The following is a 15,063-nucleotide window of genomic DNA, read 5'->3' on the forward strand; positions in this document are numbered from 1 at the left end:
TATTCGAATTCAATTTAAAGTTTTTATAGGATTGGGTAGCAGGAAATTAGCTGACTTATAATGATGGAAGATTACACAATCCTTTGATGCTAATCTTCATAAAACGACTCCGACCAGTTGATAACAAACGGCCGGAGTCATTCTGCAATTTAACAATTTAAGCCCCTTCAGTCGCTTGTGGAGTCCGGAGCCACACACCCTGCAGCCAGAACAGTGCAATGGCAGCAAGAACAACACCGCCAATCATGAATAGAAAGCCGTCATTGTACGAATGTGTCGCAGATACAATGCCGCCGATGATAAGCGGTGCAATAAAACCCCCAATCTGACCTCCGAAGTTCACAAAACCGGTAAATGTACCGCGCAAACTGTCGGGCAAAAGATCAAGTGCAACACCCCAAATTGGACCAAAACCACCGTAAAGGAAGAAAGCAGCGGCACAGAGTCCGACCACACTTCCATCAACAGTACCTGTAGTATACGCAATGTATAGTGATACGCCCGCTATCAAGTAGCTAATCGCAATCATGGTGGCACGGAAGCGGTACAACAGTTTGTTGCCAAGGAAGCCAAGAATGACAAGTCCTAAAAATCCAAACCAGTAGGGTAAAGAGGCATCTACACCGAGCGCTGAAAGCGTTATATGGCGTGCCTGACTTAGGTAGGATGGCATCCATCCCAGGAATCCCCAGTATGCGATATTAAAAAATAAATAGGCAAAGAACGCAAGCCTAATCATCGGATATGCCAAGACATCAGACCATGTTGCATGCAGTCCTTTACGATTTATGATTTCGGTATGCACGATACCTTCTGAAGGTTTGTGTGGAATCAGGAAGGAAATCAAAATGGCCATGAACACGCCCGGAATAATAAACCAATAGAACATGCCATGCCAACCGGCTACTTAAAGTAGCCAGACGGCTAACGGAGCCACAATAGCCGGACCTAGGGCAATAGATATCAAAAAAAGCCCGTTTGCAGCTGACCGCTGTTTCGATGGAAAAAAGTCTCCAATTAATTTGAATTGAGCGCCATTTTCGAGACCTTCCCCAACGCCAAACAGAACTCGGACAACAATCAGAAATCCAACGGACATGGCCATACCTGTCATGCCTGTGAAGATGGACCACCAAATGAGTGCAATCACAAGTAATTTCTTAGCACCAATTTTATCAGCGAGAATACCACCCGGAATTTGTAAAATGGCATAACCAAATGTAAATGCGGATAAGACTGCTCCGAAGGCCACTGGACTAATGTGCGATGCCTTTTGAATGGTAGGACCTGCAATTGAAATGTTGATTCGGTCCAAATAAGCCACAAACATCATACTCTCATGAGCTAATGAGAATGTAAGATGATGTAACATTCACAGGTTGTATGGCGTCTATATAGAGAGGTGATTGAAATGTCCAAATTATTGTTTATTTTCAGTTTGATGCTGTCGTTGTTACTGACTGGTTATGGTCAGCTTCCACATGTTGTTGCAAAAAAAGGGGCACAATGGGTGCCATTTCCTAAAACAAAAGATATTCAACATGTTTACGTAGTTTATGGATTGGCAGCTAGGTCATATAGTCCTAAAAAACAATCAAAGACAATAGCCCAGATTGAAAACTGGTTAACTAAGACTCAACCTGTATCCATACAACTTCCACCACCTCCCAATCCGCCCATCATAACAAACGCAAATACAAATCCTGCAAAACTAGTATTGCAGTTATCCTCTAAACAGCAAATTTTGATTAGTCCTGCATACTATATGTCGGGACATTCACAAGAACCGAAAGCGTTGTATCACTTTGTGAGTGGCGTGATTTCGTACCAGATTAAAAATAAAACTCTCTATTTTAAGGAAAAAGATTTGTATAACTGGCTAAAAAACAACCAATGGAAAGATGAATTTAGCACCAATTAAATCAATGAGTTTTGTGGATTTTCTGTTACTTTCGGTTGCTGATCACGAAACAGGTATGGTAACGGATATAGGTTCTGAATTGCATTTGGGTTACAAGGTGTTCTGCTTGAACCAGTTGTAGGAAACGTAGTTGAACGTGCTCCATATCAATATATTGATTGCTACGGATGTGTTGCTGGGTATCGTGTTTATGGAAAATTCCACTGCTTTACGCAGTACAAGCATTACTCATGCTGGTGTTTTTTTAACTTGTTCTTGTCGCAGGGTATTTAACTCCATGGACCAACGTTAGTTGGATAGTTGTTATTCCACTTCTTGTTACAGAAGATGAGTTGGTTCTTGCCAACTCGATTATTGAAACGATTTGGAAAGGCGCTTTATTGCGGTATCCTCTTTCTGGAAGACTTTTGATTGCGTGATTTGTGGCAACTGTGGCAGTTTTCGTTGATGGAGTATTGTTTTGGGTAGCCACAGGCTACCTTGTTGTACAAAAAATCCTGAATATGAATAAGCAGATGAAGACCATGGATTCAAAACTGTAACTAGCGGATTGCTGCTCAAGACAACATTTCACAAATGGCTGAACGGACTCTTCAGCATGCCTTTTGGCAAATTGACAAATTGTCTTAGCGGTGGTTTTGCTTTATTTTGATGGTGCTATCCATATAACAAAGGTTTAGATTAGAAAGAGGAGTGTGTATGGGAATAACTTTTACCACACTCCTCAAGCAGTCGAAAAGAGTTATAGAAACATTTTTCTATTAAAATAAATTTTTAATACTCATGTTCAACTTTACAGATGCGAGTGCGGAATTTTTGATACCATATAGATTTTCCTTTTGATTTTGCAAACTGATGAAAAGCGTTTCGACTCCAGGCTTCGATGGAAGCAAGAGAATCCCAGTAGGAAACAATAATTCCAAGTTCATCTTCAGCGCTCTCTATTCCAAGAAATCCTTCTTGTTCAGATGCAGCTTGAATAATCTCTTCTGTCATTTCATGGTATCCACTTAAATCCTCACCGGGAACAACCGTTAGGATGACGGAATAGTAGGGGGGCCTAGGTGTATTTGAAACAATGGTTTTTGACTTTGTCATCATACTGTCTCCTTTCCTCATCTCAATAAGTTTAATGTCGTTCTTTCATGTGCGTGGCCACATATTCAGCATCGACGATAAATAATCGTCTAAACCAAAGCAATAAAGGACTCAACACGACTAAACCTAACAATAATACGAGGAGTGTCGAGCGAAACATTAAAGAATTTGAAGACGATGATTGAAAGGTTAAATATGGGTATAACAGATACGGAGCATGAGCAATAGCATAACCAAGTTGAGATAAAACAACTTGTGCCAAGGCCAATCCAAGTTGCCATAAAGCTCTCATATTTGATATTTTTCGATCGCGTCGAGTAGAAAGAATCAAACTGTAACTGAGTAAAAAGGCGAGGAGAGATCCTACCATTAAAAATATAAAAGTTGGGTGGCGTAATCCATTTTCCATCAGATGCATGCCGTGTGGAGTAGGATAAAATAGAGCACTGGCTCCTAAAAACAGACTAACAGACCCTATCCATCGAGCGCCGGAAACAAAGCGATAATAAGCGCTCCATTGTTCTGCCTGCTGAGCATAGCGTGCAAGAAAAAGTGCAGAAAGGTAAAGGGATAGTGCTACACCAAAGGCCATATATAGGTATACAGAAATACTTGTAAAAAACATTTTGACATGAAATATCAGATGACCGTCAATAAGGCTTATATACCCTCCTTGTGAAAGAGGAAGTAACGCAATAAACATGCCAGGCAGCAAAAGGCCTGTCAAACCAGAAACAAATAGGGTATGCGTTTGAAACCGTTGAGAAGCATATCCAAACTGTAAATAAGCTCCACGTAAGGATAGTAAAATTAATAACAGGGTAGCAGGAAGGGCAAGTATTGTGCCGTAAGTAAATGCAGCTTTAGGAAATAATCCTACTAAGGCAACCGGAATGACAATCAGAAAGGCATTAATTAATTCCCAAGTTGGTGATAGGTATGTCGATGCTACTGATTCCGCATATGCAAATCCTCTCATATGAAAAAACCATCGCCAAAAACTTGAACCAAAATCTATAGCCCCTAGAATAGAGTAAACAAAGACCAGCAGCCAAAAAAACCATGCTCCCATAATCAGAATGGTCATGCTTTCACGCCCTTTGTAGCAGACGTATGGATGAATGATTCAGATGGCTCGGACTCACAAACAGTGTGTTTCTTAAAATAGACGCGCAGTGACCATACGGTTGCTATGAGAAGCACTGTAAAAAGAGCCATAAACCCACCAAACATCCAGCCGATTCCAGGGGCAGTAGTAACTGCTTCTCTGACAGTCATCAGATTGTAGATAATCCAAGGTTGTCGTGCCTCTTCTGCAAAAATCCAGCCGTCTTCAATGCCAGCCATAGCTAAAAATCCAGAAAAAACGATAAGTTTTAGAAACCAGCGTGCAGAAAGTAAGTTGATCTTCTTCCATTTAAAATAGAAATAAATCATAGAAAGAAGAATACAAAAAGTTCCTATACCAACCATAGCATCAAACATGAGGTGAACAGGGATGAGATCTGGCCAGGTCCATCTTGCAAAAGCATCCAATCCTATTACAGGTCTATTAAAGTGCATGGTTGCAAGCCAGCTCAAGAAGCCAGGGATAGGAATTCCACCTATAATTTTTTGCTGATGCACGTTGACTATACCGCCGATGACCAAAGGCGCGTAACGGGTTGTATGAAACAACCCTTCTGCTGCAGCTAATTTCTCAGGTTGATAAGTGGCCATCATTTTCCCGGATGCATCTCCAAAAAAAGCCGTTAAAATTCCTGCTATCCCACCAACCAACATAGTGAGAGTTAAATTCTGCCGGTGATAACGTTGTTCAAACTCACTCAATCCCTTTTTCAGTAGAGATACAGCGGCAACTGCAGCAAAGACAAAAGCTACGGCCATATAAGCCGATGTTAATACATGACCTAGTTCTTCTGGCATGGATGGGTTAATCATAGCTTTCCAGGGATTAGCGTATAATATTTTTCCGTTATCCCATTTTATACCTGTCGGTGTATTCATAAAGGCATTGACATCCGTAACTAAAAGTGCAGATAGCGCCGCACCAATAGAAACTCCAAGACTAGCAAAAATCCGTGTACGTTGACTAATTTTATCAGCACCATAAACATAAATAGCAAGGAATAGTGATTCCATAATAAAAGCGAAAATTTCCAATTCAAAAGGGATGTTAATGATTTGTCCGACAACAGCCATAAACTTTGGCCATAGAACGGAGAGCATAACTGCTACTGTTGTACCCGTTACAATACCAACACCTACCAGCAAAACAGCCACACGAGTAAGTCGTTTGGCAAATAGTTGATAACTTGTGTCCTTTTTTTTGGCAGCCATTATTTCAGCCAAAAAAATTAAAAATGGAATTCCCACACCAAGCGTAGCGTAAGTAATATGATAGCCTAATGTTACACCGAATAAAGTTCGTGCAAGGGTTAAATCAGACATACTCGTCACACTCCTCTTTGCTTATCCAGCATATTCATTGTAGCTCTGAGGAGAAGTTTCAGGATATCAGGGAAGTTCCTGATATACGTACAGAGTTTAAATTACATGAGTAATGTGGAGTCGGAATGGAGAATCGGATCAATCGATGGACGCTATACATTAGGTTTGAGGATGTGAAGAAGGATCATCCAGGAAGAGAAGAGATTCAATATATCCATTTTTTAAGGCATAATTGACAAGTTCAGCACGTGATTCTAGATTTAGTCTTTTCATAATATTAGAACGATGTGTTTCTACTGTTTTGACGCTAATATGAAGTCGTTTAGAAATTTCCTTATTAGTAAATCCATTGGCTAATAAAATCAAAACTTCTGTCTCTCGAGGAGAAAGTTCATGGAAAAAATTTTCTGCCTTAGATTTGTGCAAAATCCGATTGATTGTCTCTTGAGATAGACGTTTGGGTAAATAAGGATTCCTAACCGTACCCTTACGCACAGCTTCTAAAATTTCAGTACTATCATCGTGTTTAAACAATATCCCATCTACTCCAGCAGCTAGCATACGTTCAACGTGTATATCATCATCAAACATCGTTAACATGATAATGCGAATTTGAGGAGACATTTCACGAATGTGCCTTGCAGCCGTAATCCCATCTAGACCGAGTGGCATATGAACATCCATTAAAATCACGTCAGGAGATAATCGCTCAGCTAATATAAGAGCTTCATCGCCAGAAGTTCCTTCTCCAACTACAGTAATATCAGATACTCCTTCAAAAATGAGACGCAGTCCTTGTCGAACCAGTGTATGATCGTCCACTATAACCACTTTTATAGTTCCCATTCAGTGTCATCCCTTTTTTATGTTTATTTTTATTTTGAAAAAGTTGAAATTAAGAAAGTATCATTGGATTCGGAAATTGGACTTCTATCTTTGTACCCTTTCCAGGTAACGAATCTATGTTCCATTCCCCCTGTAATGCGGACACGCGTTCTTTGATGTTCTTTAAACCGTATCCTGTACTATTTTTGATTTTGTCCATATGAAATCCCATACCATTGTCGAAAATAGTCACTTTACACATATGATTGCAAGAGAGAGAAATAGAAATTTGAGTCGCTTTTCCATGTAAAATAGCGTTATGCAAAGCTTCTTGTACAATGCGATATACGTGTACGGCACTTCGATTTAAATCATCGTGAATCCAGTTGTTATCAATCACAACTTTTATTTCGCGTCGATGGGACGACATTTGTTCAGCTAGCATGCGAATGGCTGCTGTAAGTCCAAGGTCGTAAAGAACAGCAGGATATAAATCTCGAGACATAGCTCGTACTTCGTCTGAGCATAACTTCACTTGTTTTCTAATTTCCTCAATTCTCTTCTGAAGATGGATTGGAGCATTTCGTTTGAGATGGTCCAGACTTAAATCAATGCCATATAAAGTTTGTGAAATACTGTCATGTAATTCTTGAGAAATTCTTTTTCTCTCTTCTTCTTGTACTTCCAAGGTTCTTTGATTTAATTGAGCTCGTGTTTCCAATTCCTTTGCTTGACGCTCAATAGTAACATCCCGAATGGTAATCACCATATCACGTGAAGAAGTATTATTAGGAGTGGACAAAAAAGTTCTACTCATTCCAACAGGTACAAAAGTACCCATTTTAGTTGGTAGATCGGATTCAAAATAACTTTGCCTAGGTTGACTGGCTAAAAAACATCTTTCTTCTCCTGGTTCCACTTTTCTCTGCTGGCAATATAAGCAATATGGAATGATATCTCCAACTTCCCAGCCTGTCATACGTGTGGCCGAAGGATTAATAAATACAATAATTCTTTTCTTATCCATGACTATAATTCCATCGTTCAATAAATTAAATAGTTCTCGAAGTCTAGAATTCTCGTCTTCGATGCTAGATTTCATAGGACACACTCCAATATGATAAATTCCAATATCTATGAATTAGATTAAATTCTATCCTATTCTTCATAAGAACATAATCAGAGTTTTCTCTGATGTTTTATAACTTGCTTTCATCATACACTCTGCTCATGAGAGGAGAGTGTTTTTTTGACGGCCATTTAAATTTTTCTTGCTGTGTTGTCTGGAGGAATTGTTGGATTTTCTTTACGATTGCTCGGTGGTGGGGGATCCATTTTAGCTGTTCCACTATTGCTTTACGTAGTAGGAATTGGCGATCCACATGTGGTCATTGGTAGTACAGCATTTGCAGTTGCTGTAAATGCATTTTAAAAATTGATACCTCACGCTAGACACCAACATGTAAAATGGAAAATTGCAGTACAATTTGCTATTCCAGGTGCAATTGGAGCCTATGCTGGTTCAGCCGTAGGCAAATGGGTACCTGATAATCAAATTTTATTTTTGTTTGCGATTCTAATAATTATCATGGCTATTCGAATGATTATGCCCAAAAAACATCAGGCGGAAGATACTTTACATGTTCAAAATCAAGCGAATGTTTTCAAAATCATCATGATTGGGATGGCCGTAGGTTTTACATCAGGATTTTTTGGTATCGGTGGTAGTTTTCTCATTGTTCCTGGTCTAATGTTTTCGGCAGGTTTACCAATGATTGATGCTATTGGCTCTTCACTCTTCTCAGTTGGAACTTTTGGACTAACTACCGCTATAAATTATAGTATTTCAGGCCTTGTCAACTGGTGGGTTGTCATAGAATACATCGCAGGCGGAATGGTAGGAGAATTGTTGGAACCGTTTTAGCTTCTCGACTCAGTTCAAAACGTCGAACTTTAAATTATATTTTTCTGGTGTGGTTTTTGTGGTCGCCATCTATATGTTGGTATTAAATGTACAAGCCCTGCACCTTTGAACATTGTATTCTATGGTTTAGAAAATAGCACCTCATTATTTATGAAAATAATCTGATTAAACTAAACATTTGAAACTCACGAACAATCAGGGATTTCCCTGATACAGAATTGGCATGATGAGGTGTACGTTATTCAGTAAAGACATCTTGCCATACTTTAATGCTATTCGTAATACCCTATCCTGTATTTAATCAGAAAAAATCATTAGAATGGAGTGAAAGCGTATGCATTATAAAATTGCCATTGTAGGCGGCGGTACCGGAGGAATTAGTGTAGCAGCGAGATTATTGCGAGAAAACAAGGGGATTTCTGGGCAGGTTGCTATTATTGATCCCGCTACAAAGCATTATTATCAACCTCTATGGACGCTGGTTGGAGGTGGTGTTGCTCAGCGTGAAGTAACGGAACGCGAAGAAGCTTCGGTCATTCCTGAAGGAGCTGTTTGGATTCAAGAGGCAGTTAAAGAATTCCTTCCTGAAAATAATCAAGTCATCTTAGATTCTGGAAAATCTCTTTCATACGACTATCTGGTGGTCGCTGCTGGTATTCAAATTGATTGGCATAAAATTAAAGGTCTCAAAGAATCGATAGGCAAAAATGGAGTATGTAGTAACTATTCGTATGACTATGTCAACAGCACTTGGGAAAGTTTGCGTAATTTTAAAGGTGGAAACGCAATATTTACAGCCCCCAATACACCAATTAAGTGTGGTGGAGCTCCACAAAAGATCATGTATTTAGCTGACGATTATTTTCGGAAGAACAAGGTACGCAGTAAGTCGAAAGTTATGTTTGTGTCTGGCGGAGGAACTATTTTTGGCGTTAAAAAATATGCTGATTCGTTAAATCAAGTGATAGCGCGCAAAGAGATTGAAACACATTTTAAACACAATTTAATAGAGATTCGTAGTCAAGAAAAGATAGCCGTATTTGAAAACTTAGATACCAAGCAGCATGTTGAAATGTCTTATGAAATGATTCATGTAGTTCCGCCCATGAGCGCTCCTGATTTTATCAAATCCAGTCCTTTGGCAAATGCAGATGGTTGGGTAGATGTAGATAAATTTACCTTACAGCACAATCGATTTAAAAATATATTTGGTATCGGAGATTGTACGAGTTTACCCACTTCGAAAACAGGGGCAGCGGTACGCAAACAAGCTCCCGTTCTTGTAGCTAATCTTCTTAGCCTTATGGAGAAACAACCCGTGGTGAAGGAGTATAACGGTTATACTTCTTGCCCTTTAGTTACTGGCTATGGAAGCCTCATTCTTGCTGAATTTGACTACAATAATGAACCCTATGAAACTTTTCCGTTTGATCAAGGTAAAGAAAGATGGAGTATGTATTTACTCAAAAAGGAATTACTTCCCGTCATCTACTGGGATGGCATGCTTAAGGGATTGATGTAAAAGAAAGTCATGGAGAAAGGAGGGGACTTCATGTCAGTTGAACAAGAGGTTACACGTAGAACACAAGATTCATTGACAGACATTCTGTCTAATCCAGAAATTCAATCAAGCCTTGTCAAGGCTTTGGAAAAGCTACCAAACATAATGGAGAAATATGATGCTCTTGACCGCATGCTATCTTTTGCAAATGAAGTTTTTAAAGACGGAGATTCCATGGATTATCTTTTGAATGGAATAAAAACAGACTTACCACCAATTCACCTCAATCGAGATACGCTTGAATCTGCGTTCATTTTGCTAGACAAACTGCCAAAACTAGCAAAATATGTCCAACAGATGGAACTGGCAATAGATATTGTAGAATCTTTTGTCACAGATAAACAGTCGATAGAATATTTAACAAATGGAATCAATGACATCGTAGAACCGTGGCGTTCTAAAATTCAAGATGGTGTCTCTATTGTAAAGGAAGCCCAACAAAGAGCAGCTAAAGATCAATCAACGCTGTCTGTATTCTCGCTGATGAAATTAGTAAAAGATCCTACTATGCAAAAAGGGTTGCATATCATAAAGGAAATTTTGACTGTCATAGGTGAGCGCAATGTATCGTCTCAAAATAAGTAGTTCTTGCACTTTATGATTTCACATTTTCAAGAGAATCGGAGTGAGTTGAACATGCTACTGAAATATTTTTATGATGAAAAGTTAGCGCATGCCTCTTACGTAGTGGGGTGCCAAGCCACAGGAGAAGCGATTGTTATTGATCCTGCACGTGATGTCAAGCCCTACTTAGAGCTAGCCCAAAAAGAAGGTGTACGAATCGTAGGTGCTACGGAGACGCACATTCATGCTGATTTTATCTCGGGTGCACGCGAATTAGCTGCAAGAACAGGGGCTACCTTATATCTCTCCGATGAAGGTGGAGAAGGCTGGCGATATGAATTTCTAGAAGAATATCCTTCAGAAAAATTGAAAGACGGTAGTCAATTTAACATTGGAAATATTCGTTTTGAAGTTATGCATACGCCCGGTCATACTCCTGAACATATTTCATTTTTAGTAACCGACGGTGGATCAAAGGCGACTGCGCCTTTAGCCATTTTTACAGGGGATTTTGTTTTTGTGGGAGATGTAGGAAGACCGGATTTGTTGGAAAAAGCTGCCGGACAAAAAGGTACATCTGATGCATTGGCAAGAAAAATGTTTCAATCTCTTCAGAGATTCAAAACATTGCCCGATTTTATCCAAGTACTACCTGCTCATGGTGCGGGCAGTGCATGCGGAAAAGCTCTTGGTGCGGTCCCTTCAAGTACGGTTGGCTATGAAAAAATGGTCAATTGGGCATTGCAATATGATAACGAGGAAGATTTTGTACAGGCGTTATTAACTGGCCAACCTGAGGCACCCAAGTATTTTGCCATGATGAAAAAACTAAATAAAGAAGGACCACCTTTATTGTCAGATATCAATGAGCCTAAGATAGAATCCACAGATGGACATAAAGTGAATGATTGGCTGGAAAAAGGTGTAGTTATTGATACCAGACCATCTAAATTGTTTGCTGAACGTCATTTTCCAGGTACTTTGAATATTCCATTTAATAAATCTTTCGTGAATTGGGCAGGATGGCTCATTTCCTATGATGTTCCTATTTACTTACTCGCCAGTGAAAAGCAACTTCCAGAAGTGTTAGAATCTCTTCAGTCGATTGGACTTGATCATGTCGTAGCCGCAATGGATCCTAAAGTCATCCATGAATCGGGATTGAACATGGAATCATACGAAAATGTTGATCCAAAATTAGCTAAATCTCGAGTTTTAAGTGGTGAAGTACAGGTATTAGATGTCCGAAACCTAAATGAATGGGATGAAGGACATATGTCGGAAGCTAAACACATTATGCTGGGACATTTAGATGAACGTCTCCATGAGCTTTCGTCAGATAAACCCATCCTTGTCCATTGCAAGAGCGGCGGAAGATCGGCAATAGCAGCTAGTATATTGCAAGCCAAGGGCATCAAGAATGTTCAAAATCTATTGGGCGGATATGATGAATGGGTTCGAACAAATTAAGGTGTAAAGATTGCGATCACTGAGGTGAATAGATAAGGCTGTCCCAACACGTGATCTGTATCCTCTGAGAGTTCAGAGGGAATGTCAGATTAACCAAGGGACAGTTCTTTTTTATGAATGGATATGGATTCTGCTTTTGTGGTATAATAACCTCACGATACTATACAGGGTATAAGTATAAAAATAGAAATCTTATTGAGGGAGAATTCGCTATGAGACATGTCGATGTATTAATAGTAGGTGGAGGAGTAGCTGGATTAAGCTGTGCACTCTTTACAAGTAAAGCGGGACTCTCAACGCTAGTCATAGATAACGAAGATTCACAAATCTCTGATGTTAAACAAATTTGGAATTTCCCAGGAATTGTTGAAGGAATATCCGGAGAGGAATGGCTGAGTGCAGCTCGTCATCAAGTTCAAAAATATGGTGGGCAGTTTCTGACTGGTCAGGTTACATCCCTAGATATACATAGCCCAATAAAAAAAGTCTTCTTGGAGCCTAACAAAATTTCCACAAATTACGAGTGGGAAAATCCTATTACCACAACATATCTGGTCTTGTCTGTTAATTTGGGTTATCAATTACTGGAAGACTCAGGATTCTCACTGGCTGTGAATGAACACGTTCCCAGCCGTAAAATTCGATATGTAGAAGGTGTCCAGTACAATGGCCGTACTCATATTCCAAATGTGTATATTGCTGGACTCTTAGCTCATTTGCCCAGTCAAACGGTCATTGCTTCTGGACAAGGTGCTTTTGTAGGTATACAAATTGCAAGTCAACATTTAGGCAAAGCTTTTATGTGGCATGATTGATTAATAGGCCCCACGAATCCATGGTTGGACTTGTATGCGATAGAACTCTCCCAGGCGCTGGTGTTCTTCTTTTGAAAAAGAGGGTACCTCTAATGATTTTAAATTATCTTCCACTTGAGCTGTAGTGCGAAACCCAGGTATAGCGCATGTTACTGCGTCAAAATCAAGAATCCAGCGCAATGCAGCTCTTGTCATATTGCCTCGATTTTCAGCAATCCAACGCACTTGTTCCGCCAATTCTACACCTTTTACAAATCCTAACCCTGCAAAAGTTTCGCCCACATTAAATTTTTCCCCATGTTCATTAAAGTTACGGTGGTCATTTTCTGAAAAACGATGTTCTGGGGTGAACTTCCCGGTTAATAACCCACTGGCTAACGGCAGGCGCGCTAAAATGCCCACACCCTTTTGCTTGGCGAGAGGAAACAAGGATTCAATTGGTTTTTGACGGAAAAGATTAAATATGACCTGCAAAGCTTTGGCATTCGAATGTTCTATTGTATAAATTCCTTCTTCGACAGTCTCTACACTTACACCGTAATATCGTATTTTTCCTTCATCCATCAATTTCTCCAATACCTCAAAAACTGATCCATCTTTTAAAATAAACATGGGGGGACAGTGAATCTGGTAAATATCCACATAGTCCCTTTTTAACCTTCGCAAGCTTCCTTCTAAATAATGGCGAATGGATGTTTCCGAATAGGTAGCAGGATTTAAAATATCACCGGATCGACAAAATTTCGTAGCTATATGGATCTTGTGCTCTTTTCCCTGCGTAGCTTTGGCAAGCAATTCTTCACTGTGTCCCATACCGTATACATCAGCTGTATCAAAGAAATTCACACCAGCATCCATGGCTGCTTGCAGCGCGCGCAACGCTTCAATATCGTCAGTATTTCCCCAATCTCCACCAATCGTCCATGTTCCAAAACTGATTTCGCTCAATTGAAGCGACGTATGACCTAACGCACGATAGTTCATTAGATAAACACCTCATTCTCTTTGTTATTGGAACAAGCGAAAGCCAACGAATCAACGAACGTATAAATTTTGATTTACAGTAAATGTTAAAGTTAATTTCTTGAAAGGAGAAGATTCAAATTCATATCCAACGTGCAGTTGAAATAGCCTCATCGCCTGATATGGTGCATGTCACTTGCCAAGGTGTTCCTATCTACATTCAACACGTAGACGAAAAAAATGAAATGTGTCGAGTTTATCCTCTCGATCAGCCGAACAATGAACGGGACGTTCATGTTTCAGCACTTGAAGAACATCGTGGTTAACGATTCTATCCAAAAGCTGTCACCCAGATGTTTTCTTCTTCTGGGAGACAGCTTTTTTGTGTTCTGAAGAAGGCATCCTCTTGTCCAAAGACCCTTTCACCCGCTACAATGCACAGAAACGAAAGTAGGTGAGAAACATGAAAATAGAGTGGATTGTCAAGGAAAACGAACAAGGAAGGCGCTTGCAATCTATTCTGGAAAAATCTTTAGGTGTTTCCCACCGATTGATGCGCACGCTCCGCGATGAGAATAAAGTGTGTGTAAACGGACGATTCATGAAATTTTATGAACAAGTCTACCAAGAAGACCATATTGAAGTCATTTTACCGGAAGAATCTGCTAGTGTTCAACCTGAAGCTTTGCCCATCGATGTTTGTTACGAAGATCCATACATTCTTGTGATAAATAAACCGGCAGGACAATTATCACATCCATCCGCTCGTGAGAGAAACAAATCTGCATTAGCAGCAGCCGGTCATTATCTTCTGTCTGAACACTTAGTGCCCCATTGTGTACACCGTTTGGATAGAGACACTTCCGGTTTGCTATTGCTTGCCAAGCACGCGCATATTCATCACTTATTTGATCTGTTAGTAAGAAATCATCAACTGAAAAGATCGTATATGGCTATTTGTTATTTTCCCAGCCATCTGTCGCTACACCAATGGTATACTATTCAATCGCGGATTGCCCAAAATCCAGAACGTCCTTCAAAGAGAATCGTTCAAGAAGAAATGGGCCAAGAAGCTATTACTCATTTTTTTATACTTGCAAAAACGCAACAAGCTGCTTTGGTACAGCTTGAACTGGAAACCGGTCGAACTCACCAGATTCGTCTACATATGGCGAGCGTCCGAATGCCTCTCATAGGCGACAGGGACTACGGTCAACTTTCCCTGAACGATGATGAGAGTTCTTTTTATACAAAGATGGCCAGTCGCCAAATGCTGCACGCCTATCAACTCGCTTTTTTTCATCCTATTCTAGAAAAATCAGTATGCGTCACTGCTGAACCTCGTTCAGAGATGATAGAACTATGGGAATGGCTTGGCGGATCGAGTAAAGAAATAGAGACAAAAAATTGCGTACAATTTGATACGAGTGATAAAGTAAATTTATTGACAGGAGAGGAGTGAGCAACTCGA

The 15,063-nt window shown here is 39.8% G+C and carries 15 protein-coding genes and 1 pseudogene; 9 read left to right on the top strand and 7 right to left on the bottom strand.

All coding sequences use genetic code 11. The features are described from left to right. Positions 1-157 precede the first annotated feature (157 nt). Positions 158-1,372 (bottom strand): annotated as a pseudogene (locus FY534_RS14605) (MFS transporter). A gap of 39 nt (positions 1,373-1,411) precedes the next feature. Here FY534_RS14605 and FY534_RS06540 point away from each other — a divergent pair. Beyond that, positions 1,412-1,921 (top strand): hypothetical protein, encoded by a 510-nt coding sequence (locus FY534_RS06540; protein WP_238413698.1) that lies wholly within the window; start codon positions 1,412-1,414, stop codon positions 1,919-1,921. 774 nt (positions 1,922-2,695) lie between these two features. Here FY534_RS06540 and FY534_RS06545 read toward each other — a convergent pair. From FY534_RS06545 to FY534_RS06565, 5 genes are all read right to left on the bottom strand, one after another. Further along, positions 2,696-3,019, bottom strand: coding sequence for an antibiotic biosynthesis monooxygenase family protein (locus tag FY534_RS06545; protein WP_203115464.1), 324 nt, complete (start codon positions 3,017-3,019; stop codon positions 2,696-2,698). A gap of 31 nt (positions 3,020-3,050) precedes the next feature. Beyond that, positions 3,051-4,106, bottom strand: coding sequence for a cytochrome d ubiquinol oxidase subunit II (locus FY534_RS06550; protein WP_203115465.1), 1,056 nt, complete (start codon positions 4,104-4,106; stop codon positions 3,051-3,053). After that, positions 4,103-5,470, bottom strand: a complete 1,368-nt coding sequence (locus FY534_RS06555; RefSeq protein WP_072873230.1) for a cytochrome ubiquinol oxidase subunit I — start codon at positions 5,468-5,470, stop codon at positions 4,103-4,105. Before FY534_RS06555 ends, FY534_RS06550 begins: the two co-directional genes overlap by 4 nt. A gap of 159 nt (positions 5,471-5,629) precedes the next feature. Beyond that, positions 5,630-6,316, bottom strand: a complete 687-nt coding sequence (locus FY534_RS06560) for a response regulator transcription factor (RefSeq protein ID WP_203115466.1) — start codon at positions 6,314-6,316, stop codon at positions 5,630-5,632. Between the two features lie 49 nt (positions 6,317-6,365). After that, entirely contained in the window at positions 6,366-7,397 is a 1,032-nt protein-coding gene (locus FY534_RS06565; RefSeq protein WP_072873228.1) for a sensor histidine kinase, read from the bottom strand. Between the two features lie 174 nt (positions 7,398-7,571). On the opposite strand from FY534_RS06565, the gene FY534_RS14610 reads away from it, so the two are divergent. The 6 genes from FY534_RS14610 (at position 7,572) to FY534_RS06590 (ending at position 12,629) form a co-directional block, all read left to right on the top strand. Continuing rightward, on the top strand, positions 7,572-7,727 hold the full coding sequence (locus tag FY534_RS14610; protein WP_238413699.1) for a hypothetical protein: 156 nt from the start codon (positions 7,572-7,574) through the stop codon (positions 7,725-7,727). Between the two features lie 3 nt (positions 7,728-7,730). Then, on the top strand, positions 7,731-8,219 hold the full coding sequence (locus FY534_RS14615) for a sulfite exporter TauE/SafE family protein (protein WP_238413700.1): 489 nt from the start codon (positions 7,731-7,733) through the stop codon (positions 8,217-8,219). A gap of 334 nt (positions 8,220-8,553) precedes the next feature. Next, positions 8,554-9,741, top strand: coding sequence for an FAD/NAD(P)-binding oxidoreductase (locus tag FY534_RS06575; RefSeq protein WP_203115467.1), 1,188 nt, complete (start codon positions 8,554-8,556; stop codon positions 9,739-9,741). Positions 9,742-9,771: 30 nt separating this feature from the next. After that, the gene (locus FY534_RS06580; protein ID WP_203115468.1) at positions 9,772-10,365 is read left to right on the top strand and encodes a helical membrane plugin domain-containing protein; all 594 of its coding nucleotides are present in this window, start codon (positions 9,772-9,774) and stop codon (positions 10,363-10,365) included. 51 nt (positions 10,366-10,416) lie between these two features. After that, positions 10,417-11,814, top strand: coding sequence for an MBL fold metallo-hydrolase (locus FY534_RS06585; protein ID WP_203115469.1), 1,398 nt, complete (start codon positions 10,417-10,419; stop codon positions 11,812-11,814). 212 nt (positions 11,815-12,026) lie between these two features. Next, the gene (locus FY534_RS06590) at positions 12,027-12,629 is read left to right on the top strand and encodes an NAD(P)/FAD-dependent oxidoreductase (RefSeq protein ID WP_203115470.1); all 603 of its coding nucleotides are present in this window, start codon (positions 12,027-12,029) and stop codon (positions 12,627-12,629) included. Here FY534_RS06590 and FY534_RS06595 read toward each other — a convergent pair whose 3' ends face one another. Then, positions 12,630-13,613, bottom strand: coding sequence for an aldo/keto reductase (locus FY534_RS06595; RefSeq protein ID WP_072873223.1), 984 nt, complete (start codon positions 13,611-13,613; stop codon positions 12,630-12,632). Between the two features lie 125 nt (positions 13,614-13,738). Here FY534_RS06595 and FY534_RS06600 point away from each other — a divergent pair, with 125 nt between their 5' ends. Then, positions 13,739-13,918: an H-type small acid-soluble spore protein gene (locus tag FY534_RS06600; protein ID WP_370541564.1), complete on the top strand. Its 180-nt coding sequence runs from the start codon at positions 13,739-13,741 to the stop codon at positions 13,916-13,918. 137 nt (positions 13,919-14,055) lie between these two features. After that, positions 14,056-15,054: an RluA family pseudouridine synthase gene (locus FY534_RS06605; RefSeq protein WP_203115471.1), complete on the top strand. Its 999-nt coding sequence runs from the start codon at positions 14,056-14,058 to the stop codon at positions 15,052-15,054. Positions 15,055-15,063 lie beyond the last annotated feature (9 nt).

Origin of the sequence: Alicyclobacillus sp. TC (genome assembly GCF_016804365.1) — a bacterium.
GTDB classification, from domain to species: Bacteria; Bacillota; Bacilli; order Alicyclobacillales; family Alicyclobacillaceae; genus Alicyclobacillus_I; species Alicyclobacillus_I tolerans.